Consider the following 22,745-nt stretch of genomic DNA (forward strand, 5'->3'; position numbering starts at 1 on the left):
GGAGCGCGGTGCCCCGCGAGCATCATGGCGTGAGCTTCAGGAGGCCCGGGACACGACGAGCGAGGGGGCGGCGATGGGGACGGACACCGCACAGGCGGCGGTACGGCCCGTACCGGTGAGGCGGCCGGGGCGGCTGATCGTGGACTGGCTGACGACCACCGACCACAAGAAGATCGGCCACCTCTACCTGATCACGTCGTTCGCCTTCTTCCTGGTCGGCGGTCTGATGGCGCTGCTGATGCGGGCCGAGCTGGCACGGCCGGGAACGCAGATCATCGACAACAACACGTTCAACCAGATGTTCACGATGCACGGCACGATCATGCTGCTGCTCTTCGCGACGCCGACCTTCGCCGGTTTCGCCAACGAGATCATGCCGCTGCAGATCGGCGCGCCCGACGTCGCCTTCCCCCGGCTGAACATGCTGTCGTACTGGCTGTTCCTCTTCGGCGGGCTGATCGTGCTGGGCTCGCTGCTGGTGCCGGAAGGACCGGCGAACTTCGGCTGGTTCGCGTACGCGCCGCTGAACAGCATGGAGCGGTCGCCCGGTATCGGCGCCGACATGTGGATCATGGGGCTCGCGCTGGCCGGCTTCGGCACGATCCTCGGCGCGGTCAACTTCCTGACGACCATCATCGGGATGCGCGCGCCGGGCATGACCATGTTCCGGATGCCGATCTTCACGTGGAACACGCTGTTCACGTCGATCCTGATCCTGCTGGCGTTCCCGGTGCTCGCCGCGGCACTCCTGGTGCTTGAGGCGGACCGGCGGTTCGGCTCGCAGGTCTTCGCCTCGGCCAACGGCGGGGCACTGCTGTGGCAGCACCTCTTCTGGTTCTTCGGGCATCCCGAGGTCTACATCATCGCGCTGCCGTTCTTCGGGATCATCACGGAGATCATCCCGGTCTTCAGCAGGAAGCCGATCTTCGGCTATCTGACGCTGGTCGGCGCCACGATGGCCATCACCGGTCTGTCCGTGGTCGTGTGGGCCCATCACATGTTCGCGACGGGCGCGGTGCTGCTGCCGTTCTTCTCGTTCGTGTCGTTCCTGATCGCGGTGCCCACGGGCGTGAAGTTCTTCAACTGGACCGGCACCATGCTCAAGGGGTCGCTGTCCTTCGAGACCCCGATGCTCTGGGCGACGGGTTTCCTGGTGTCGTTCCTGTTCGGCGGCCTCACCGGAGTGATCCTGGCCTCGCCGCCGCTGGACTTCCACGTCACCGACACGTACTTCGTGGTCGCGCACTTCCACTACGTGGTGTTCGGCACCGTCGTCTTCGCGACCTTCGGCGGCTTCTACTTCTGGTGGCCCAAGTTCACCGGGAAGATGCTCGACGAACGGCTCGGCAAGATGCACTTCTGGACGCTCTTCGTGGGGTTCCACACCACGTTCCTGGTGCAGCACTGGCTGGGCGCGGAGGGCATGCCGCGCCGCTACGCCGACTATCTGGCGGCCGACGGGTTCACCGCGCTCAACACCCTCTCGTCGATCGGCGCGTTCCTGCTGGGCATGTCGACGCTGCCGTTCCTCTACAACGTCTGGAGGACCGCCAGGTACGGCGAGAAGGTCGACGACGACGACCCCTGGGGCTTCGGCCGCTCACTGGAGTGGGCGACCTCGTGCCCGCCGCCGCGGCACAACTTCACCACGCTGCCCAGGATCCGTTCCGAGTCGCCGGCGTTCGACCTGCACCATCCGCGGTTCGCGGCGATCACACCGCCGCAGACCCGCTCCGGCCAGGAGGACAGCCCGCAGATCCGCTTCGGCCAGGAGCGCCCGGAGGCCGGCCCCGAGCAGTACTGAGCACCGACCGCGGTACTAGGGAGTCGCCGCGGTGACGGCCACCGCGAGGTCGTTGTCGCTCGTGTAGTACGGCCCGGCCGTCACCGGGCCGTACGCCGTCTCCACCGTGACCTTCGGGTACGTGAAGATGGGCTTCTTGTCCGCGATGTCGTCGAGCAGCCGCGCGATCCGTACCCGCGGCCCGCTCTCGCCCGCCGGGCGCAGCCACAGGTCCCACACCCCCTCGGGCAGTTCGGCGTAGTCCACGGTGAAGCGGAACAGCGCCTGGTCCCGGTGGACCCCGATCCTCGGCGCGGGGTCCGTCTCCTCGCGGCCGGCCAGTTCGGCGTACGCGTCCGGGGTGAGCGCGACCCCGTACACCTGGCCGTGGACGCCGAGGCCGCCCTCTCCTATGTGCAGTTCGCCGGCCTCCGCGTGCGGGGCGCGCAGCCAGCTGCGGACGGAGAGGTTGCCGTGCTTGGTCGCGTACGGGATACGGACGGCGACATGGCCGCGCGCGCCGCTCGGCACCCGGTCGACGAGTGAGCGCAGGTCGTTGAGGCCGGGTGTCAGGCGCTGCGGCTCGCCGTCGCCGGTCTGCGCGAAGGCGTCCCAGCGGCCCTCGGGCAGTTCGACCCCGCTGGGCAGCGCGGCGCGCAGCCGGCCGTCGGCGGCCGGGGCGAGCGGCAGCCGGACCTCCTGGAGGCCGTCGCGGTGGAGCAGCACGAGGTGGGTGTCACCGCTCTCGCCGGTCTCGACCATGTCGAAGGTGAGACCGCCCGCGGAGTCGGCGAGGCAGTCGGCACGCGGCAGCACGGCGGCGTCCTCGTCGGTGGGCGTCTGCGTGGTCTGCGGAGCCAGCGTCATCATGCGGAACGCTCCTTCCCGAATACGGTCAGTCCGGCGTCCCGGGCGGCATACGCGCTGCCGAGCAGGGCTCCTCGGGTGCGGTGCAGCGAGCCGCGCACCCGGCCGATCTTCGAGGTGCCGCCCCGCGAGACGAGACCGCTGAAGATCGATTCGTACCGTTCGGCGATCCGGGACGGGTCGAAGCGCTCGGAGTCCTTGAGTGCCGCGCCCGCCATCTGCTGGCGCAGCGCGTCGTCGTTGATGAGTTCCAGCAGGCCCCCCGCGATGGCCTGGACGTTTCCGACCTGCACGAGGCGTCCGTCGACACCGTTGTCGATGATCTCCCCCGGGCCGTGCGGGCAGTCGGTGGAGACGACGGGCAGACCGCAGCGCATGGCCTCGACGATGGTCATGCCGAAGGATTCGAGGCTGGAGGTGACGGCGGCGATGGAGCCCTTGGCCCACTCCGGCTCGATGGGGTTGGCCGCTCCCATCAGCAACACGTGGTTGTAGAGGCCGAGTTCGTCGATGAGACGGCGCAGCTTGTCCTTCTGCTTCCCGCTGCCGTAGATCCGCAGGCGCCAGTCGGGCCGTTCGGCGCGCACCAGGTCGAAGGCCTTGATCAGCAGGTCGTACCGCTTGACCGGGGCGAGCCGGCCGGCCGCGACGACCCATTTGCCGGTGCCGTCCGCGGGCTCTATGCCGGGCGCGGGCACCGAGTTGGGCACGGCCTCGACGCGCACCCCGGGCAGCCGCATCTTCGTGCGGTACGCGGTGGCGTCCGCCTCCGTGGTCGTGGTGACCGCGTCCAGGCGGGGGTAGGCGCCGCGCAGTTCGGTGCGCAGCCCGACGGAGTGGCTGTCGAGGGTGAGGTGCTCCTGGCCGACGCGGGACGGGCCGCGCCTGGTCTCGCGGGCCAGATGCACGTTCAGGCCGGGGCGGGTGCCGACCACGACGTCGGCGTCGGTCGTGGAGAGATGCTCGGCGATACGGCGGTCGGTCAGGGCGCTGTACTGCTCGTAGCGGATCTCTCCTTTCGGGAAGACCCGGGCCGGTTTCCGGTAGTCGGGGTCGTCGCCCTCGTAACCAGGACTGCCCTTGCGTACGTCGACGAGGTGGCGCAGGCGGACGCGCGGGTTCCGTGTGAAGACCGGCTCCTCGCGGTGGCGGAGGACGGAGACGATCTCCACGTCGTGCTGCTCGGCAAGGGTGTTCGCAAGGTTGTACGTCGTCCGGATCGTCCCACCGATTCCGTAGGCGTTGTGTATAAGGAAAGAAATCTGCATGCGTCCCCGTATCTCCGGCTCATCCAGCTACCAGAGGGTTAGACCCGGGTACGGATGTGATGGTTGGGCTCCCTTATCACTCTGTGCCCGAACAGTTGCGCCATCGGTAAGCAGATGAGGGAACCTTTTGGGGCCCGCACGCATCAGGGCTTGTAGGAGAGCTGCGGGACGTCGTGGCACTCGCGGTCCATGTCCCCCTGGCTCACCCATCCACGGGCGTCCTCCCAGCGGGCCACGGACAGGCACGTCCTGCGCGTCCTGGGCGGTTCGGGCAGGTGGTCGAACCGGACCGGCAGCAGCAGCCCCTTCGCGGTGTACGGCTTCCCCCCGGCCATGTACCGGTCGACGCACGCGCGCGTGACGCCCGTCTTCGCGCAGGACCGGGCCGCGTCCGTGAACCACATGGCGGCGGCCCACCCCTCCACCTGCCACTGGGAGCGGGTCCTCAGTTCCTTCGTGCCGTCCCGGAACTCCCGTACGGCCTCGTGGCCGGTGTCCTCGTAGTTGCGGCTCGCGCCCGTCGCCCACAGGGTGTTGCGGCAGCGCGGGGCGTCCTTGTAGTCCTTCGGGACGGTGGACGTCCAGTTCTGCACGTTGGTGACCTTGGCGAGGACCTCGGCGCCGACGTCGTCCATCGCCTCGCACAGTTGGGCGTTCCCGTAGGTGTCGATGGCGTCGAAGACCAGGTCGGCGCCCTGCTCCCGCAGATCTGCCGCGGCGGCACGGAAGTTGGGCAGCGCGAAGTCGACCTGCTCGGTGACGACCTCGTACCCCTCGGCCTTCAGGCCCCGGACCACGAGCCGGGCGTACGCCGCCGACGCGGACTGGTTGTACGAGACGACGGCCGCCGTACGCGCGCCGTGCTTCTCCTTGAAGTAGCGGTAGATCTCCGTGCCGCCGTACAACTCGCCGTCCCAGCCGGGCTCTCCGTTCCGTGGCGCGAGGCTGCCGTAGATCCCGTAGAGGTGCGGGTACGTGTCGTAGGCCGCGCCGATGGGCTGGCCGCCGATGTCGGGCACGCGCGCGTGGGACACCCGGGAGGCGCCCGCGTAGTCGAGGGCGGTGGTGGCGACGAGGGCCACCACCTTGTCCTCGTCGACGAGCCGGTGCACGCACTCGTTGTTGCCGACGCCGCTGCCGCCGTCGTCGCACGTACGCACCTCGACCCTGCGTCCCGCGATACCGCCGCGCGCGTTCAGGGCGTCGAAGTAGGCCTTCGCGCCGTCGCGCGGCCCGGTGAAGGCGTCGGCGCCGACCGGGCTGGTGGCGCTCGTGACGATGCCCACGCGGATCGGTTCCGCGGTGGTGCGGGCGGGCGTGCGGTCGCGCCGGTTCTCGAAGTCGCTCTCCGGGAGGCGGCTGCCGCAGGCCGTGCCCACCAGGAGCAGCAGGAACAGCAGGCCCACGACAGCGGATTCAGCAGCCCGGCCCGGGCGAGGCATTGCCGCTCAGGGTGACGAGACCGCAGAGCGTCTTGACCGACACCTTCCAGGTGCCGTCCTGTTCGACGGAGGTCCCGGCGGCGTCCGGCATGACCGTGGCGCCCTTCAGGGTGAGGGTGTACGTGACGTCCGCGTCGGTCGGCGAGGTGAAGGCAACCTTGCCGACCGTCGCCTCGACCTGCCCGCCCCGCTCGTCACCGCTGAAGCCCTTCAGGACCGCGCCCATCTCGTCGCCGTTCTCCAGGACGGCCTGTTTCTCCTTCGGGGGGACGGCGGGGTCGAAGAACTTCTTCCAGTTCTCCTTGATCTCCTTCTCGGCCGCCGCCGGGTCGTCCGGCGCGCTCGTGCTCGGACTCGGACTCGGTTCGGCCTTCGAGGTCCGCTCCGCGGAGGGCGAGGGCGGATCCGTGTCGTCACCACCACTGTCGTCGCCGCACGCCGTGAGGGCCGGGGCGAGCAGGAGAACCGCCACCACCAGCCGCCGGCCCGTACCTCGCCTGAGATCACTCCCGAGAACCATCTGGCTCACCACCGGGTGTCGGTCCGGGCCGTGCACGCCCGGAGCTTTCAGGGACAGCTTCCAGAAGGCATAGTGCAAGTCCGTCGGCGGACTTGGAAGACAGCCGGACACATCATGTGGAGCCCCCATGCGGACTGCTCGACCGCGGAACGTGCGTCCCGTCCTCTGGACCGGGTGGGCCGCGCTCGCCACGGGCGCCGTACTGTGCGTCCTCGGCTGGTACGGGATCTCCGGCGAGCGCTACGCGGAACGGCAGTTGCCGTACCTCGCGTCCTGCACGGTGCCCGGCGCGGCCCTGATCATCGCCGCGGCGGTCCTCCTCACCCACGGCGGGAACGCGCTCGCGGCGACCCGTGTGGAGGAGCTGTACGGGCTCCTGGTGGCGGCCGACCCGGCCGGTGCCGATGGAACCGCCGCGGGACAGCCGGCCGGCGCGCCCGTGGCCGTCAGCGGGGATCTGCTGATGGTGCCGGGCGGCACGCTGTGGCACCGCGCGGACTGCCCGCTCGTCGCCGGAAAGCCCGAGGCCCTGCCGGTCGACTCACGGGTCCTCGCGGGCGGGGACCTCGCCCCCTGCCCGATCTGCGAACCCACGGCCTCGAACGACCCCCCGGGCGACGCCCCGCACGAATCCCCGGGCGAATTCCCTGACGCCTCCTCGGACGGCCCGCCGTCCGGGGCGGCGGCCGGCTGATGCCGTCGCTGACGTACGACCTCACGCTCGCCGGGCTCTCCGTGGGCAGCGCCGCCGCGCTCACCGGGATCGGCCTGGTCGTCACGTACCGCGCGACCGGCGTGCTCAACTTCGCGCACGGCGCGATCGCGATGGTGTGCGCCTGTCTGCTGCGCCAGCTCACCGTCGAGTGGCACTGGCCGCTCGCGTTCGCCGCGCCGCTCACGCTGCTCGTGGTGGCCCCGGCGACCGGTGTGGCGCTGGAACGATTCGTCTTCCGCCCCCTGGCCGTCCTGGGCGGCGACCCCGCGCAGACCCTCGTCGCGTCCATCGGCGTGTTCGTCCTGCTCGTCGGCGGGGCCGCGCTCGTGTGGGGCCCGGGCGCGCGCTCGGACGCGCCGACGCTCGTTCCCGCGGATCCCTGGGGCCAGTTGGCCGTGACGCTCGTGCTGGCCGCGGGCGTGGGAGCGGTGATCCGCTGGACCCGCTTCGGCCGGGAACTGCGGGCCGTCGTCGACGACCGCTCGCTCGCCGCCCTGACCGGCGTCGACGCCGACCGGGTGGCCGCGGCGGGCTGGGCGTTCGGCTCGTTCACCGCGGGCCTGACGGGGGTGCTGCTGGCTCCGTACGTACGCCTGGACCCGTACGGCATGCCCCTGCTGGTGATGGAGGTGGTGGCGGTCGCGGTGGCCGCCCGGATGCGCAGCCTGCCGACGGCGGTGCTGGTGGCCCTTGCCATCGGCGTCGCCCAGAGCCAGCTGACCCGGCTGCACCCGGCGGGCCGCCTGGAACCCCTCCTCCAGGCGGTGGGCGCGAACCTCTTCGTCGTCGTCCTGCTGGTCGCCGCCCTGGTGCTGCCGGGGATCGGCACCCGGGACGCCCTCCCGCGCACGGCGACGGCCCGCGTGCCGACCCCGGCGGGCGCGTGGATCGTCGCCGTGGTCCTGTTCCTCCTCCCCCTGGGCTTCGCGGGCTCGGACCTGCGCACGGCCGTCCAGGTACCGGCGCTGGGCGTCGTCCTGCTCTCGCTGGTCGTGGTGACCGGCCGAGGCGGCCAGATCTCCCTCGGTCAGGCCGCGTACGCGGGTCTGGGCGCCCTCTTCACGGCGCTGCTGGCGGCGGGCCGCTTCCCCGGCCTGCCCGAGCTCCCGGAATCGGCCGCGCTCATGGCCGCCGTGCTGCTGGTGGCGCCCCTGGGCCTGCTGACCGGCTGGCCCGCCGTCGGCCGGCACGGTCTGGCCCTCGCCCTGGCGACCTTCGCGGTGGGCGTCGGCGTCAGCCGTTTCGTCTTCGCCCAGCCGTACGCGACCTCGGGCCTCGCCCTGGGCCGCCCGGCGGGCTTCGAGGACGACCGCGCGTACTACGCGCTGGAACTCCTGCTCCTCGCGGGCGCGTCGGCGGCCGCCCACGCGTTGCGCCGAGGCCGTACCGGCCGGGCCCTGGCCGCGATGCGGGACCACGAGGCGGGCGCGTCGGCGGCGGGTGTCCGCGTCCCGCGCCTCAAACTGACGGCCTTCGTGGCGGGCGCCGCGCTGGCCGCGCTGGGCGGCGGCATGCTCGGCATGGGCGTGCGCGCCTTCGACCCGGCGGCCTACGACCCGGTCCGCGGGCTGCTGTGGTTCGCCGCGATCGTGGTGCTCGGCGCCGACAGCGTCCTGGGCGCCCTGCTCGCGGCGGCGCTCCTGGTCGGCCTCGACGCGGGCACCCGGGGCGGGGTGGCGGCGGCGACGATCGGCCTCCTGGCGGTCCTCGTCGGCCGCTTCCCCGGCGGCCCGTACGAGGCCCTGCGCTCGGCGGCCGAACGCCTGCGACCGGGCCTGCGCCCGCGCCGGGATTCGACGTTGACCCCGCTGGGGGTCGGGGCGAGGCGAGCGGTACGGGCGCGGGGCCTGGGCGCGCCCCGGGGGCCGGGGGGTGCCACGAGCGGGACGCGCTCACCCGGGACGCGCTCACCCGGGGCGCCCGTCACGGCAGCGCGCACGGCGGGGACGCCCGCGGCAGGGACGCCCGCGGTGGGAGCGCCCCCGGCGGGGGCGCCTGCCGGCCCGAACACGCTGCGCCTTCGCGTCGGCGGGCGGCCGGTGGTCCGGCGGTCGGTACCGCCGGTCGGGTCCGACGCCGACGGATCCGACACCGGCGGATCCGGCGCCAGCGGGTCCGACGCCGGCGGATCCGACACCGGCGGGTCCGGCGCCAGCGGGTCCGACGCCGGCGGATCCGTTACCGGCGGATCCGACACCGACGGATCCGACACCGACGGATCCGCTGCACGGTGGCCGTCCGGCACGGCAGAACGGGCCGGGCCCGGCCGGGGCACGCCCCCTGGGGCGCCGCCCGCGCCGGGCACGGGCCGGCAGGAGGGGGAGGCCGGGCACGACGCCGGCGAGGTGCCCGGCCCGGCCCCGGGCGAACACACCCCGGCGCCCCCGGGTGTCCCGAGTCCAGCGACACCGGGGACACCCCGCCCCGGGGCCGCTCCCCGGGATGCCCGCGCGGCGGAGCAGACCGGCCCCGACCACGCCCCTGGCCGGCGCACACCTTCCGGGCCGCCGCCCGCGCCCGGCACCAAAGCCTCCGACAGGACCGCCGATGCCCGCCCCGGCGGGTACAACGGGCACGGCGGGCACGACGGCGGCGAGGCGCCCGGGGCGGCCCAGGGCGAGCGCGCCCCTGGCCCGCGCACGCCCCCGGGGCCACCCGCGGGGCGCTCGGCGGGCTCGGGCGTCGCCGGTGGCACCGCTGGGACCGGTGCGGGGAGGCGCGGCCGTGCCCGTGAGATGGGGCCCCGCCGCCCCCGGGGCGGACGTGTGGCGCCCGGTCTCCCCGTCCTGCGGGCCCGGGCCCTGCGCGTCGCCTACGACGGGTTCAGCGCTCTGGACGGGGTCGACCTCGATCTCCCACCCGGCCGGATCACCGCGGTCGTCGGGCCCAACGGGGCCGGGAAGAGCACGCTGTTCCACTGTCTCGCCGGAACCGTCCGACCGGTGTCGGGCAGGGTCGTACTCGGGGAACGGGACATCACCCGGCTGCCCGCCCACGCACGGACACGGCTCGGCGTCGCCCGCACGTTCCAGCAGTTGGCCGTCTTCCCGACCCTGACCGTGGCCGAGAACGTCCGCGTGGGCGCCGAGCAGGGGCGCATCGTGGACACGGGAGCGGCGGAACGGGCGCTGCGGCTGCTCGGGCTCGACGGAGCCGTCCGGACGCTGCCGGCCGCGGGCCTGCCCACCGGAACCCTGCGGCGGGTCGAACTCGCCCGGGCCCTCGCCGGAAGCCCGCGCGTCCTGCTGCTCGACGAACCCGCGGCCGGGCTCGACACGGGCGAGGTGACGGCACTGGCCCGGGTGCTGCGCGCGCTCGCCGCCGACGGAACGACCCTGTTGGTCGTCGAGCACGATCTCGACCTGGTGGCCGACCTCGCCGACACCGTGCACGTCATGACCGCGGGCCGCGTCGTCGCCTCCGGCCCCGCCGACCACGTACTCGAAAAACTGGACGCGTACGCCGAGTTGAACGAGTACGCCGAGTTCGACGGGCTCAACGGGCTCGATGGGCTCGATGGGCTCGATGGGCTCGACAGGTTCGACGGATGAGCGCGGCCGGGGTCTCGCTGCGCCACGCGCGCGTGCGCTACGGCCCGCTGGAGGCCCTGCACGGTGTCACCCTCCACGCACCCGCCCCCGGCGTCACCGTCCTGCTCGGCCGCAACGGCTCGGGCCGTACGACCGCGCTCCGCGCCCTGGCAGGCACCCTGCCCCTGTCCCACGGCGCTGTGGTCTGGGACGGCGCCGACGTCACGTGCCTGCCCCCGTACGAACGGGCCCGCCGGGGCCTGTGCCTCGTCCCGGACCGCCGCGCGGTGTTCGCCTCGCTCACGGTCCGCGAGAACCTGGAACTGGCCGCCCGCGGCCAACCCCTCTCGTTCGCCCTCGACGCCTACCCCCAGCTCGACTCCCTGCTGCCCCGGCGAGCGGGCACGCTCTCCGGCGGTGAGCAGCGCATGCTCGCCCTCTCCCGTGCCCTGCTGGCACGCGCGCGCGTGGTCCTCGTCGACGAACCCGCGCAGGGCATGTCCCCGACGGTCGCCGCCCGCACGTACGAGCTGCTGCGCGGCCTCGACGCCTGCGTGGTCGTGGCCGAACAGCGGCTGCCGCCGGGCCTGTGCGCCGGAACGACGATCGTGTACGAACTCCGGCGCGGCGCGGTCGTGTTCAGCGGCGAGGCGACGGAGACGGTGACGTCCACGACAACGGCAACGGCGATGACAGCGGCAACGGATCCACCAGGACCGGCGAAGCCGACGTGACCGGCGCGGAAGGGGCGGCCGAGGGGACCGAAGGTACTGGCCGGGTCGAGGGGGTCGGATGGGCCGAAGGGACCGGCGGTGGCGACGGGGCCGGTGCGGCCTGCGGGGCTGCCGACGGGGCTACTGACGGGGTCGGCTTGCTCGGGCCGCTCGGGCCGCTCGGACGGTTCGGGCGGCTCGGGGCAGGCGCGGATGTCCCCCCTCCCCCGGCCTGGGAAGTGAGCCGCCGTCCCGGGCCCGCCCCCTTGGGAAGCCGCAGCATCGTACCCACGTTCAGACGGTCGGGACGCGCCCCGACCATCTGCCGGTTGAGCTTGTAGAGCGCCTTCCACCCGCCCTTGACGCGGTACGACCGGGCGATCGACGAAAGGCTCTCCCCCCGCCTCACCACATGTGCGCGGCCCGTGAGCCGGTACCGCTTGGCACAGACGGGCCACGCCTTCCAGCCCTGGACGCGCAGCACTTCCTCCGCGACCCTGATCTGCTCGTCGCGCGTGGCCAGATCGGCCCGCCGCGCGTAGGCCAGGCCGCCGAACGCCCGCCAGGTGGGCTGCCAGAACTGCAGCCCTCCGTAGAAGCCGTTCCCGGTGTTCGCGTTCCAGCGGCCGGAGCTCTCGCACTTCGCGACGCAGCCCCACGGCCAGCGGTCCTTCGCACAGGCGTACGGCGCCCGGTCCGCCGTCGCGGGGCCGGACGCCGGGGTCGGTGGTGCCGCCGCCTCCGCGGCGGGGGCCGGCAGGGCCAGCACCGCGACGACGACGGCCACGTACCGCATGCGCTTGATCGACATCGGGCCACGCTAGGTGGGGGTACGGCGGTCTCGGACGAGCCGCGCGGACGGTCGAAGGGGCCCCACCCGGTCGGCCGACCGGGTGGGGCCCTGGGACCCTCGGGCAGGAGCGCCGGCTGCGGGCCCGGTGGGGGCTGAGCGCGCAGTTCCCCGCGCCCCTAAGAGCCGCAAAACCAGGGGCGCAGCCCCGCTCTTGAGGGGCGCGGGGAACTGCGCGGCCCGCCCCCACCGGACCCGCAGCCAAACCGCGGCTCAGATCCCCAGCCGGGACGATGGGATCAGGGTCCCGCCACACCCCCTGGAGGGCCAAGAAGCAGGGGCGCAGCCCGCTTTCGAGGGGCGCGGGGAACTGCGCGGCCCGCCCCCACCGGGTCGCAGCCGAACCGCGGCTCAGAGCCCCAGCCGCTGTCCAGGGACGATGACATCGGGGTCCCCGCCGATGACAGCCCTGTTGGCGGCATAGAGACGCTGCCAGCTCGTCCCGTGACCCGCCGCGATACCACTCAGCGTGTCACCACCGCGGACGGTGTAGTCGCCACGCGTCGAGCCACGACCGGTATGCCCCGTGGATCGCTCCGCCGACTCCGCCGATTCCGCCGACTTGGACGGTTTCGACGGTTTCGACGGCACGGCCTCGGCGGGCACGCCGGACGTGGACCCCGCCGGAGCGCTCCCGGACGCACCCGCGCGGGCCGCGCAGGTGGGCCACGCGCCCCACCCCTGCGCACGCTGCAGCTTTGCGGCGACAGCGATCTGCTGCGCCCTGGATGCCTTGTCGGCCGTGGACGCGTACGCCGTACCGCCGTACGCGCGCCAGGAGCCGGCGGAGAACTGGAGCCCTCCGTAGTAGCCGTTCCCGGTGTTGATGTGCCAGTTGCCGCCGCTCTCGCACCGGGCGATGCGGTCCCACACCCCACCGTCCGCCGCGGCGGCGTCGCCGTTCGCGGCGAGCAGTCCGAGCGGGGCGAGCAGCGCCGCCCCGGCGAGAACCGCGGTCGTACGAGCCTTACGCGTGTTGTCGGCACATTCGGACATGTATTTCCCTCTCGAAGGACCCGGGGTCCCCCGAGGCGGTACGGGACCGCCGCGTCTCGACACGGTCGCCCCGACCCGCCCCGTCCGCCGGAGGTGGTGCGGAGTGATGCGGGTGATGCGGGTCGTGCGGGTGGTGCCGAGTAGCTCTTCTCGCTGGACGGCCGTGCGGTCGGCGGACGTACCCGAGCGGTGCTCGCTGCACACGACGGAGCAATGTAGAGAGCGAAGAGGCCCGATATCAACCAACTCCTTGTCATTCCAGGCCAGTTCACCGTTACCGTAGGTATCGTCGATTTTGAGCCACCCACTTCATTCGTGGATTTCCTGATTTGTCGACCCTCGACCCCGGTGATCTGTGACTCACGTCACCGGACCAACTCCCCCGCTGATCACGGGAGTTGGCATGGAGTGACGGATTCCGCCGTCGGCTTCACCCTGTGCGCAGGATGGTTCGATTCCGTTCGCTCCGGGGCGTGACCCCTGCCACAGATCCTCCGTTGTCTTCTTCATGAGCCGGGAACCCATCCGGTTCACGGACCGGGAGCCCCCGGCCACAACACGCACCGCACCCGAGGAGCCCCCCGTGCCGCGCATGCTCGACGTCAGCGACGACGTACGCGCCGAGATCGGCGACGAAGAAGCCGACCGGCTGCTCGCCGGAGAGAACGCCCCGGGCAGTTACGACTGCACGTCCTGCCGCACCCAGGGCGACTCCGAACAGGAGCGCACCAGCACCGTCCTGTTCATCGGCGACGAGACGGCCGTACTCGCGTTCGCCCACGCCACCTGCCTGCCCTCGCAGGTCGTCCAGGTGACCGAGGAACAGCTGCAGGGCGCCGTCCGGTCCATCACCGGGGACGAGCGCCCCTCCGAGGCCCTGCCCGAGCAGGCCGTCCTCGGCGTCACCAGCGGACTCATCCTGCTCGGCGGCGAGCTGCACCCCGCGCTCGTCGTCGAACCGACCGGGCGCATCGCCCGGCCGGGCACGACGGGAGGGGGCGGCGACGACTTCCTGCCGCTCCTCATCGAGCAGGGCTTCATGCCGGTCAGCCAGCTCACCGAGGTGCCGCCCGTGCTGCACGGCTGGTCCGTGCTGCTCGCCATGGGCCAGCTGCACGCGGTTCTGCAGCCCAGCAGCACCGGTGGCTCGCCCGTCGCCTGGTGGCAGGCCCATCAGCCGCTCCAGGTCACCGACAGCTGGCGGGCGGCCGCCAACAAGCACCAGCAGGTGCTGCTGTTCGCCGCCCCGGTCGGCTCGATCGGCCGTCAGCCCCGCGAGGACCTGCTGCGCGACGCCCTCGACAAGGCCGCGGTGGGCGGCCGACTGGTGGCGAGCGCGATGCCCCTGGCCGGCACCTGACCGGCATCGGGCCAGCACCGGGCCAGCACCGGGCCAGTGCCTGACCGGCACCGGACCGGCGTCGGACCAGCCCCGGGACTCGCAGCGCTGTGACCTGCGAAAGCGGGCCGTCGGCCGCATCCGAAGGGCGGCGGGGTCGTTGGCACATACGTGCACATCTACGACACCCCCCGCCGCCCGCCCTGCCCGACACCGATCCCGGCCATGCGGCCGGCCCGGGACACCACGCGCAGCTCTTCGGCCACCCCGATCTACGACGCGCTCTACGCGGAGTACCTCAGGACCTTCCGGGCCCTGCCGGGTGACCGCATCGGCGAGGAGGAGCTGGGCTTCACTGCCTTCGGGATCAGCCCGTACGGACCGGGGCTGCCCGGACCGGGGCTGCACGCCACCGGCCCGCACGGCGCCGGTCCGCTCAGCAGTGGCTCGTACGGCTCGGGGACGTACACACCGGCCGTGTACGGCATGCGGCAGGTCGCCGGGCAGCACCAGACGGGGTACGCGGCCACGTACCAGAGCCCGGCGGTCACCTCCGTCCGGCAGCCGGCGACACGGCAGCACGCCACGGGCCTGACGCCGGCGGCGCTGCCGCCCGGCCCGCGCAGGGAACGCTGACGTGAGCTGACACGAACGGGAGAGGGCCCCTGCTGCACGCAGGGGCCCTCTCCCGTGTTCACGCACACCGCTCGTGCGGCGGCGGCTACTTCTTCTTGCCGCGCTTCTCGCGCACCCGCACCGAGATGTGGATCGGCGTGCCCTCGAAGCCGAACTCCTCACGCAGTCGGCGCTCCACGAAACGGCGGTAGCCGTGCTCGATGAAGCCCGAGGAGAAGAGCACGAAACGCGGCGGCTTGGTGCCCGCCTGCGTGCCGAAGAGGATGCGCGGCTGCTTGCCGCCCCGGATCGGGTGCGGGTGGGCGGCGACCAGTTCGCCCAGGAAGGCGTTCAGACGGCCCGTCGGGACGCGCGCCTCCCAGCCCGCCAGCGCTGCCTCGATCGCCGGGACCAGCTTCTCCATGTGGCGGCCCGTACGCGCCGAGACGTTGACGCGCGGCGCCCACGCCACCTGGAGGAGCTCGGTGTCGATCTCCCGCTCCAGGTAGTAGCGGCGCTCCTCGTCGAGGGTGTCCCACTTGTTGAAGGCCAGGACGATCGCGCGGCCCGCCTCGACGGCCATCGTCACGATGCGCTGGTCCTGGACGCTGATGTTCTCGCTGGCGTCCAGCAGGATGACCGCGACCTCCGCCTTCTCGACGGCGGCGGCGGTGCGCAGCGAGGCGTAGTAGTCGGCGCCCTGCTGGAGGTGGACCCGCTTGCGGATACCGGCCGTGTCGACGAACTTCCAGGTGACACCGCCCAGCTCGATCAGCTCGTCGACCGGGTCGCGGGTGGTGCCGGCGACCTCGTTGACGACCACGCGGTCCTCGCCCGCCACCTTGTTCAGGAGCGACGACTTGCCGACGTTCGGGCGGCCGATGAGCGCGATGCGGCGGGGGCCGCCGACGGGGATGCCGAAGGTCTGCTCCGGGGCCTCGGGCAGCGCCTCCAGGACGGCGTCCAGCATGTCGCCGGTACCGCGGCCGTGCAGCGCGGAGACGGGATGCGGCTCGCCGAGCCCCAGGGACCAGAGGTACGAGGCGTCGGCCTCGCCGCTCAGACCGTCGACCTTGTTGGCGCACAGGACGACGGGCTTGCCGGCCTTGCGCAGCAGCCGGACGACCGCCTCGTCGGTGTCGGTGGCGCCGACCTTGGCGTCGACGACGAAGACGACCGCGTCGGCCGCCTCGATCGCGAACTCGGCCTGCGCGGCCACGGACGCGTCGATGCCGAGGACGTCCTGCTCCCAGCCGCCGGTGTCGACGAGCTTGAAGCGGCGGCCCGCCCACTCCGCGTCGTAGGTGACGCGGTCGCGGGTGACGCCCGGCTTGTCCTCGACGACGGCCTCGCGGCGGCCGATGATGCGGTTCACCAGGGTCGACTTGCCGACATTCGGGCGGCCGACGACGGCGAGGACCGGGAGCGGGCCGTGGCCCGCCGCCTCGATCGCGCCCTCGATGTCCTCGGCCTCGAAGCCCTCTTCCGCGGCGAGCTCCATGAACGCTGCATATTCGGAGGCCTCGACCTCGCCAAGCGCCCCGTGCTCGTGTTCCGAGCCGTCGGGCTGGATCTGGTCGTTCATGAAGTCCGTACCTCGTTCATCGTGGTGATCGGTGGAACCGCCCGTATCGGGAGATCCACTACTCAAGTGTCGCTCAGCGTCCCGTGAGACGCCTGGCGTTTTCCAGGTGCGCGGAGAGCTGCTTCTGGATGCGCACGGTCGCCTCGTCGAGTGCCTTGCGCGTACGCCGTCCGCTGCCGTCGCCCGCCTCGAAGGGGTCGCCGAAGACGACGTCGACCCGGCTCCGCAGCGGGGGCAGCCCCTTTATCAGCCGTCCGCGCCGCTCGGTGCTTCCCAGGACGGCGACCGGCACGATCGGGGCCCCGCTGCGGACCGCGAAGTAGGAGAGCCCGGCGCGCAGCGAGGCGAAGTCTCCCTCGCCGCGGGTGCCCTCGGGGAAGATCCCGAGGACTCCGCCGTCGTCCAGGACGCCCAGCGCCCGGGTGATCGCGGTGCGGTCGGCGATCGTGCGGTCCACCTTCACCTGCCCGATGGCGAGCAGGAACGGGTCCAGCGGGCCGACGAACGCCTCCTTCTTGATCAGGAAGTGCGTCGGCCGGGGTGCCACACCCATGACCATCGGGCCGTCGATCATGTGGGAGTGGTTGACGGCGAGGATCGCCGGACCGGTCGCCGGAACCCGCCAGGCCCCCAGGACGCGCGGCTTCCACAGCCCGTACATCAGGCCGACGCCGATACGGCGGCCGACGTCGGCCCGCCGGGCCGTCGGGGCTGTGTTCGCTGCGTTCCGGGCTTCGCTCACTTCGTGGCCCGCTTCTCCTCGACGAGGGTGACGACACACTCGATGACCTGCTGGAGCGTGAGGTCGGAGGTGTCCACCTCGACCGCGTCGGCCGCCTTCGCGAGCGGAGAGGTCTTGCGGGTGGAGTCGGCGGTGTCCCGCTTGATGAGCGCCTCGCGGGTGGCGGCGACGTCGGCGCCCTTCAGCTCACCGCTGCGGCGGGCGGCGCGGGCCTCCGGCGAGGCGGTCAGGAAGATCTTGAGGTCGGCGTCGGGCAGCACGGTCGTACCGATGTCCCGGCCCTCGACGACGATGCCCTGCCCGGCCGCCGACGCGATCGAGCGCTGCAGCTCGGTGATCCGGGCGCGGACCTCGGGGACGGCGCTGACCGCGCTGACCTTCGAGGTGACCTCCTGGGTGCGGATGGGGCCCGCGACATCCGTGCCGTCGACCGTGATGGCGGGCGCCGCGGGGTCCGTACCGGACACGATGTCGGGCTTGCCCGCCGCGTCCGCGATGGAGGAGGGGTCGGCGATGTCGATGCCGTTGTCCACCATCCACCAGGTGATCGCCCGGTACTGGGCGCCCGTGTCCAGGTAGCTCAGACCGAGCTGTGCCGCGACGGCCTTCGAGGTGCTCGACTTGCCGGTGCCGGAGGGACCGTCGATGGCGACAATCACGGCCGGGGCGGTCCGGGCGTCGGTGGATTCCACGGGTGCGGACACCTTCCTGGTACGGGGTACTGGCTGGTTCGGGCACGAGCGCGCCCCGAACAAGGTTACTGGCTCCCCGGACCCCGGCTTACGGCCCCCGCGACGCCCCGGCCCCACCCCCGCCGCCGTCTCCGCCCCCGCCCCCGTCACCGCCTTCGTCAGCGTCCCTGCGCCAGGTTCACGACGATCACCGGGACCAGGGCCGCCACCGGGATCGTCAGCCCCACGGCGAGCGGCGACGGCCCGCCCGCCCGTCCGCCGGGTGACCGGGCGGGATACCCCGCCCCATGCCACCGGATCCGAGCCGCCCCACCATGCGACAGGCCCCCACCCGCAGGGGATCACTGACCGACCTCCGCACACGGATTACCGCACGCGCCCTACTGCCGAATCGCCCAGCCCCGCTCCCGCAGAGCCGCCGTCAACACCGCCGCGGCCGACGGCTGCACCGACAGCTCGATCAGCCCCACCTGCTGACCGGTCGCGTGCTCGATACGGACGTCCTCGATGTTGACGCCCGCGCGGCCCGCGTCGGCGAAGATGCGCGCCAGCTGGCCCGGCTGGTCGTCGATGAGGACGACGACGCTCTCGTACGTGGCGGGAGCGGTGCCGTGCTTGCCGGGGACGCGGATCTGGCCGGCGTTGCCGCGGCGCAGGACGTCCTCGATGCCGGTGGTGCCGACGCGGCGTTTGGCCTCGTCGGAGGACTGGAGGGCGCGCAGGGCCTGCACGGTCTCGTCCAGGTCGGCGGAGACGTCCGCGAGGAGGTCGGCGACCGGCCCCGGATTCGCGGAGAGGATGTCGATCCACATCCGCGGGTCGGACGCGGCGATCCGGGTCACGTCTCGGATGCCCTGACCACAGAGGCGTACGGCGGCCTCCTCGGCGTTCTCCAGCCGCGCGGCGACCATGCTGGACACCAGGTGCGGCATGTGCGAGACGAGCGCGACGGCACGGTCGTGGGCGTCCGCGTCCATCACCACCGGAACCGCCCGGCAGAACGAGACGAGTTCCAGGGCGAGGTTGAGCACCTCGGTGTCGGTGTCCCGGGTCGGCGTCAGCACCCAGGGCCGCCCCTCGAAGAGGTCGGCCGTGGCGGCCAGGGGACCCGACTTCTCACGGCCCGACATGGGATGCGAACCGATGTAGGCGGACAGGTCGAGGCCCAGCGCCTCCAGCTCACGGCGCGGCCCGCCCTTGACACTGGCCACGTCGAGATAGGCGCGCGCGACTCCGTCCCGCATCGCGTCGGCGAGCGCCGTGGCCACGTGCGCGGGCGGCGCCGCGATGATCGCGAGGTCGACGGGGCCCGCGGGCTCCTCGTCCGTGCCGGCGCCGAGCGCCGCCGCGGTACGGGCCTGCCCCGGGTCGTGGTCGGCGAGGTGCACGACGACGCCCCGCCCGGTCAGGGCCAGCGCGGCCGACGTCCCGATGAGGCCGGTGCCGATGACGAGTGCGGTTCTCACTGGGCGATGTCCTTGCGCAGCGCGCCCGCGGAGCCCAGGTAGACATGCGCGATCTCGGCGCGCGGCAGGTCGGACTCGATGTGCGCGAGGACCCGCACGACCCTGGGCATCGCCCCTTCGATGTCCAGCTCCTGCGCGCAGATCAGCGGCACGTCGACGATGCCGAGCTTGCGCGCCGCGGCCGCCGGGAAGTCGCTGTGCAGGTCGGGGGTCGCCGTGAACCAGATACTGATCAGGTCGTCGGCGGTCAGCCCGTTCCGCTCCAGGACGGCGGTGAGCAGCTCGCTGACCTGCTCATCCATGTGACCGGCTTCGTCCCGCTCCAGCTGGACGGCGCCCCGGACCGCTCGTACCGCCACGGTGATGCTCCTCGTTCATGTACGGATCGGTTGTGGTGCTTCCAGCCTAGTCAGCCCCCGGCCGCCCGATACGCGGCGCCCGTCTGCCGAGACGGCCGCCCCTTTCCGCTTCTCGTTCCCCCAATCTCCGCCAAGTGGCTCCGGTGCGCCTCTGGACGCGGGAGCCACGGTCCGCTTGCATGGGGTGGCTGTCCGCGCCACGCCTCGGGGGAGGCTCGATGAAGCGTTCCGGACCACTTTTCACGCTCCTCGCGGGACTGCTGCTCGCCCTGTTCATGCTGTCGCTCAACGCGACGACAGGGACGAGCGGCACGACGACCGGGAGCGGCTCGCCCGCCGACGCCGTGTCGGCGAGCCCGGCACCCCCGGCGACGGCCACGGCCTCGCCGGGCAAGCGGTCGCCGTCACCGTCATCCAGCCCGTCCAGGTCCGAGCCCGGGTCCACCGTGCCGAACGCCGACTACGCGGGCCGCACCGACGACGACTCCTCCGCGGTCGCGGTGACGCTGCGCGACGGCAGGGCGGTCGCGTACTTCTGCGACGGCCGGGACCAGGAGTCGTGGCTGAAGGGCGATGTCGAGGCCGACGGCAGCATGCGCCTCACCAACCAGAAGGACCAGGACCAGGTCCTCACCGGCAGGCTGGCGGGCAAGCGGATCACCGGCACGGTCGACATGGGCCGGCGGAAGTACGGCTTCACGGCCGACAAGTCCCTGAAGCCCAACGCGCTGTACCGCGCCACCGACACCGTGGCCGACACCGAGATCGACGGCGGCTGGATCCTGCTGCAGGACGACAGCCAGGTCGGCATCCTCAAGCGGGACGGCAAGGCGGGGCCGGCGCCCCGTATCGACCCCGAGACCGGCACCGTGTCGGTCGACGGAGAGCAGCTCACCGCCCGGCCCGTGACCCCTTGACCCCCTGATTCCGCCCTTTACCTCACTCTTCGCCCCGCCCTTCGCCCTCCACCCTTCGTGCCACCTCCGCTCCGCCCCATGACCGCGAGATCGCGTGACCGCTGGGAGCCGACCATGACAGTGGACCCGAACGCCGCAACCCAGGGTTTCTCCGCCCCCGACCCGGCCCGCCGGGGCCCGGGAGCCGCCCGCTATCTCGTACCCGCCCTGGTCGCGAGCGCCGTCGCCGTCGGCCTCGGTGTCTACGGCAACGTGCACGACCCGGAGGGCACGGCCTTCAACCTCGCGGGCTTCAGCAGCACGAGCGCGGTGAAGTCCTGGCTGGCCACGGTCGCGGTGGGCTTCGCGGTCGTCCAGCTCGTCTCGGCACTCATGCTGTACGGGCGACTGCCGGGCCCGAGCTGGTCAGGAGTGCTGCACCGCTGGTCGGGCCGGATCGCGTTCCTGGTCGCGGTGCCTGTAGCGGTGCACTGTCTGTACGCGTTGGGCTATCAGACATATGAACCGCGCGTCCTGTGGCACTCACTCCTGGGTTGCTTCTTCTTCGGTGCCTTCAGCGCCAAGATGCTGCTGCTCCGCACGGAGCGACTGCCCGGCTGGCTGCTGCCCGTCGTCGGCGGGCTCGTCTTCTCCGCCCTCACGGTGATCTGGCTGACCTCCGCCCTCTGGTTCTTCCGCACCTTCGGAGTGACGACATGACGAATCCCTCGACGCGGCGCACGGTGCTCGCGACGGGCGCGGCGGGCGCGGCGGGCGCGGCGGGCGCGCTGCTTCTGGGCTGCAGCGAGTACGGGGACGAGAACAGCGGGGGCGATTCGGAGGAGGCCTCCCCCGTGGCCCCCTCGGGCACCGCCGGGGACGGGGCGGCACCCGGCGGCAAGGAACTCACCAGAACCGCCGACGTCCCGGTCGGCGGCGGAAAGGTCTTCAAGGAGGAGAAGGTCGTCGTCACCCAGCCGGAGAAGGGTGGCTTCAAGGCCTTCTCGGCGGTCTGCACGCACCAGGGCTGCGTCGTCGCCGACGTCTCGGACGGCACGGTGAACTGCACCTGCCACGGCAGCAGGTTCCGCGTCGCCGACGGCTCGGTGGCCGGCGGCCCGGCACCGAAGCCGCTTCCTCCGAGGCGGATCACGGTCGAGGGAGACTCGATCAGCCTCGCCTGATCCCCAGCCTGCCTGACCCGCAGCCCGCCCAATCCGCAGTCCGCCTGATCCCCAGCCCGCCCGATCCGCTCAACGACCGGGCAAGCAGGCTGGACAGGGGCAAGGCAGGCGGGTCATGAAGGTCAGGCGTCCCAGAGCGCGCCCAGCGCCATCAGGTCACCCTGGTGCTCGATCCGGTCGGCCCACTCCGTGGGCCATGCCTCGGCACCGAGGTACGCCCCCGCGAAGGCGCCTGCCAGACACGCGATCGAGTCCGAGTCCCCCGAGGTGCAGGCGGCCCGGCGCAGGGCCGTCACCGGCTCGTCCACGAAGAGCAGAAAACTCAGCAGGCCGGTCGCGAGGGCCTCCTCGGCGATCCACCCGGCGCCGGTGGCCAGGCACGGGTCCGTCTCGGGCGACGGCGACCGCAGGGCCTGCCGAAGCCGGTCCAGAGCCTCCAGACACTCGTCCCAGCCCCGCGCGATGAAGTGCGTGGGCGTCGGATCCTGGGCACGGGTCCACAGATCACCGAGCCAACGCTCGTGATAGCGCGTCCGGTTCTCGTACGCGTACGAGCGAAGCTGCCCGACCAGGCCGGTCGGTTCGGCGCCCCGCGCGAGCAGCCGTATGGCGTGCGCGGTGAGGTCGGAGGCGGCCAGCGCTGTCGGGTGGCCGTGCGTGAGGGCGGCCTGCAACTGGGCGGCGCCCGCGCGCTGTTCGTCACTGAGCCCCGGGGCGAGACCGAGGGGCGCCACCCGCATGTTGGCACCGCAGCCCTTCGATCCCACCTGGCTGGCGTCCTGCCAGAGCCGGTCCTCGCGCTTCAACTTCTCGCAGGCGACGAGGCAGGTACGGCCGGGCGCACGGTTGTTCTCGGGGGACTGGTACCAGTTCACGAACTCCTCGCGCACGGGCCGCTCCAGCCGCTTGGGCCCGAGCAACCCCCTGTCCATCGCGGCACGCAGCCCCCGCGCCACCGCCAGCGTCATCTGGGTGTCGTCGGTGATGTACGCGGGGTCCGGCAGCTCCAGCTCCCGCCAGGGCCCGTACGCGGCAAGGATCGACGGCACGTCCTTGAACTCGGTCGGGTAGCCGAGCGCGTCCCCGAGGGCGAGCCCCACCAACGCCCCGGTGGCGGCCTGCTTCCTGACGGTCGTGGTCATGAGGACGGTCCTTTCAAGACGAAGGCGAGGTCGACGGCGAG

General features: G+C 72.5%; 20 protein-coding genes and 1 pseudogene. 9 read left to right on the plus strand and 12 right to left on the minus strand.

What is annotated here, in order from left to right:
- Positions 1–73 precede the first annotated feature (73 nt).
- Complete coding sequence (gene ctaD, locus ACH4DZ_RS23125; protein WP_398289165.1) at positions 74–1,804, plus strand: cytochrome c oxidase subunit I; 1,731 nt, start codon at positions 74–76, stop codon at positions 1,802–1,804.
- Positions 1,805–1,819: 15 nt separating this feature from the next.
- Here the strand turns inward: ctaD and ACH4DZ_RS23130 are convergent, their stop codons facing one another.
- From ACH4DZ_RS23130 to ACH4DZ_RS23145, 4 genes are all read right to left on the minus strand, one after another.
- Positions 1,820–2,653: a hypothetical protein gene (locus tag ACH4DZ_RS23130; RefSeq protein ID WP_398289166.1), complete on the minus strand. Its 834-nt coding sequence runs from the start codon at positions 2,651–2,653 to the stop codon at positions 1,820–1,822.
- Positions 2,650–3,918 (minus strand): glycosyltransferase family 4 protein, encoded by a 1,269-nt coding sequence (locus ACH4DZ_RS23135; RefSeq protein WP_398289167.1) that lies wholly within the window; start codon positions 3,916–3,918, stop codon positions 2,650–2,652. The genes ACH4DZ_RS23130 and ACH4DZ_RS23135 overlap by 4 nt, the downstream gene beginning before the upstream one ends.
- A 143-nt stretch (positions 3,919–4,061) precedes the next feature.
- Positions 4,062–5,360, minus strand: a complete 1,299-nt coding sequence (locus tag ACH4DZ_RS23140; RefSeq protein ID WP_398289168.1) for an ABC transporter substrate-binding protein — start codon at positions 5,358–5,360, stop codon at positions 4,062–4,064.
- Positions 5,335–5,880 (minus strand): hypothetical protein, encoded by a 546-nt coding sequence (locus tag ACH4DZ_RS23145; protein ID WP_398289169.1) that lies wholly within the window; start codon positions 5,878–5,880, stop codon positions 5,335–5,337. The genes ACH4DZ_RS23140 and ACH4DZ_RS23145 overlap by 26 nt, the downstream gene beginning before the upstream one ends.
- A 127-nt stretch (positions 5,881–6,007) precedes the next feature.
- Here ACH4DZ_RS23145 and ACH4DZ_RS23150 point away from each other — a divergent pair.
- From ACH4DZ_RS23150 to ACH4DZ_RS23160, 3 genes and pseudogenes are all read left to right on the plus strand, one after another.
- A pseudogene (locus ACH4DZ_RS23150) lies at positions 6,008–6,487 on the plus strand (hypothetical protein); the annotation flags it as partial.
- A gap of 86 nt (positions 6,488–6,573) precedes the next feature.
- Positions 6,574–10,146 carry an ATP-binding cassette domain-containing protein gene (locus tag ACH4DZ_RS23155; RefSeq protein ID WP_398289170.1) on the plus strand — a complete coding sequence of 1,191 codons (3,573 nt, stop codon included), beginning with the start codon at positions 6,574–6,576 and terminating at the stop codon, positions 10,144–10,146.
- Entirely contained in the window at positions 10,143–10,859 is a 717-nt protein-coding gene (locus ACH4DZ_RS23160) for an ATP-binding cassette domain-containing protein (RefSeq protein WP_398289171.1), read from the plus strand. Before ACH4DZ_RS23155 ends, ACH4DZ_RS23160 begins: the two co-directional genes overlap by 4 nt.
- On the opposite strand, the gene ACH4DZ_RS23165 is transcribed toward ACH4DZ_RS23160, so the two are convergent.
- Together ACH4DZ_RS23165 and ACH4DZ_RS23170 are read right to left on the minus strand one after the other, a co-directional pair.
- Positions 10,765–11,649 carry a transglycosylase family protein gene (locus ACH4DZ_RS23165; protein ID WP_398289172.1) on the minus strand — a complete coding sequence of 295 codons (885 nt, stop codon included), beginning with the start codon at positions 11,647–11,649 and terminating at the stop codon, positions 10,765–10,767. The genes ACH4DZ_RS23160 and ACH4DZ_RS23165 overlap by 95 nt on opposite strands.
- A gap of 390 nt (positions 11,650–12,039) precedes the next feature.
- Positions 12,040–12,684 (minus strand): transglycosylase family protein, encoded by a 645-nt coding sequence (locus tag ACH4DZ_RS23170; protein ID WP_398289173.1) that lies wholly within the window; start codon positions 12,682–12,684, stop codon positions 12,040–12,042.
- Positions 12,685–13,267: 583 nt separating this feature from the next.
- On the opposite strand from ACH4DZ_RS23170, the gene ACH4DZ_RS23175 reads away from it, so the two are divergent.
- Together ACH4DZ_RS23175 and ACH4DZ_RS23180 are read left to right on the plus strand one after the other, a co-directional pair.
- Positions 13,268–14,044, plus strand: a complete 777-nt coding sequence (locus ACH4DZ_RS23175) for a hypothetical protein (RefSeq protein ID WP_398289174.1) — start codon at positions 13,268–13,270, stop codon at positions 14,042–14,044.
- 204 nt (positions 14,045–14,248) lie between these two features.
- Positions 14,249–14,659, plus strand: a complete 411-nt coding sequence (locus tag ACH4DZ_RS23180; protein WP_398289175.1) for a hypothetical protein — start codon at positions 14,249–14,251, stop codon at positions 14,657–14,659.
- Positions 14,660–14,744: 85 nt separating this feature from the next.
- Here the strand turns inward: ACH4DZ_RS23180 and der are convergent, their stop codons facing one another.
- The 5 genes from der to aroH form a co-directional block, all read right to left on the minus strand.
- A complete protein-coding gene (gene der, locus ACH4DZ_RS23185; protein ID WP_398289176.1) occupies positions 14,745–16,223 on the minus strand; it encodes a ribosome biogenesis GTPase Der in 1,479 nt (492 codons plus the stop codon).
- A 73-nt stretch (positions 16,224–16,296) separates the two neighbouring features.
- Complete coding sequence (locus ACH4DZ_RS23190; protein ID WP_398289177.1) at positions 16,297–17,004, minus strand: lysophospholipid acyltransferase family protein; 708 nt, start codon at positions 17,002–17,004, stop codon at positions 16,297–16,299.
- Positions 16,962–17,657: a (d)CMP kinase gene (cmk, locus tag ACH4DZ_RS23195; protein WP_398289178.1), complete on the minus strand. Its 696-nt coding sequence runs from the start codon at positions 17,655–17,657 to the stop codon at positions 16,962–16,964. The genes ACH4DZ_RS23190 and cmk overlap by 43 nt, the downstream gene beginning before the upstream one ends.
- A 380-nt stretch (positions 17,658–18,037) precedes the next feature.
- Positions 18,038–19,123, minus strand: a complete 1,086-nt coding sequence (locus tag ACH4DZ_RS23200; protein ID WP_398289179.1) for a prephenate dehydrogenase — start codon at positions 19,121–19,123, stop codon at positions 18,038–18,040.
- Positions 19,120–19,482: a chorismate mutase gene (gene aroH, locus ACH4DZ_RS23205; RefSeq protein WP_398289180.1), complete on the minus strand. Its 363-nt coding sequence runs from the start codon at positions 19,480–19,482 to the stop codon at positions 19,120–19,122. The genes ACH4DZ_RS23200 and aroH overlap by 4 nt, the downstream gene beginning before the upstream one ends.
- A 218-nt stretch (positions 19,483–19,700) precedes the next feature.
- Between aroH and ACH4DZ_RS23210 the strand changes: the two genes are divergently transcribed.
- The 3 genes from ACH4DZ_RS23210 (at position 19,701) to ACH4DZ_RS23220 (ending at position 21,562) form a co-directional block, all read left to right on the plus strand.
- On the plus strand, positions 19,701–20,399 hold the full coding sequence (locus tag ACH4DZ_RS23210; protein ID WP_398289181.1) for a hypothetical protein: 699 nt from the start codon (positions 19,701–19,703) through the stop codon (positions 20,397–20,399).
- Between the two features lie 114 nt (positions 20,400–20,513).
- Positions 20,514–21,098, plus strand: a complete 585-nt coding sequence (locus ACH4DZ_RS23215) for a DUF6529 family protein (protein WP_398289235.1) — start codon at positions 20,514–20,516, stop codon at positions 21,096–21,098.
- Positions 21,095–21,562 carry a Rieske (2Fe-2S) protein gene (locus ACH4DZ_RS23220; RefSeq protein WP_398289182.1) on the plus strand — a complete coding sequence of 156 codons (468 nt, stop codon included), beginning with the start codon at positions 21,095–21,097 and terminating at the stop codon, positions 21,560–21,562. Before ACH4DZ_RS23215 ends, ACH4DZ_RS23220 begins: the two co-directional genes overlap by 4 nt.
- A gap of 122 nt (positions 21,563–21,684) precedes the next feature.
- Here the strand turns inward: ACH4DZ_RS23220 and ACH4DZ_RS23225 are convergent, their stop codons facing one another.
- Positions 21,685–22,704, minus strand: a complete 1,020-nt coding sequence (locus tag ACH4DZ_RS23225; protein WP_398289183.1) for an ADP-ribosylglycohydrolase family protein — start codon at positions 22,702–22,704, stop codon at positions 21,685–21,687.
- Positions 22,705–22,745: the final 41 nt, after the last annotated feature.

Source organism: Streptomyces sp. NPDC017991 (assembly GCF_044328075.1).
Classification (GTDB): Bacteria; Actinomycetota; Actinomycetes; order Streptomycetales; family Streptomycetaceae; genus Streptomyces.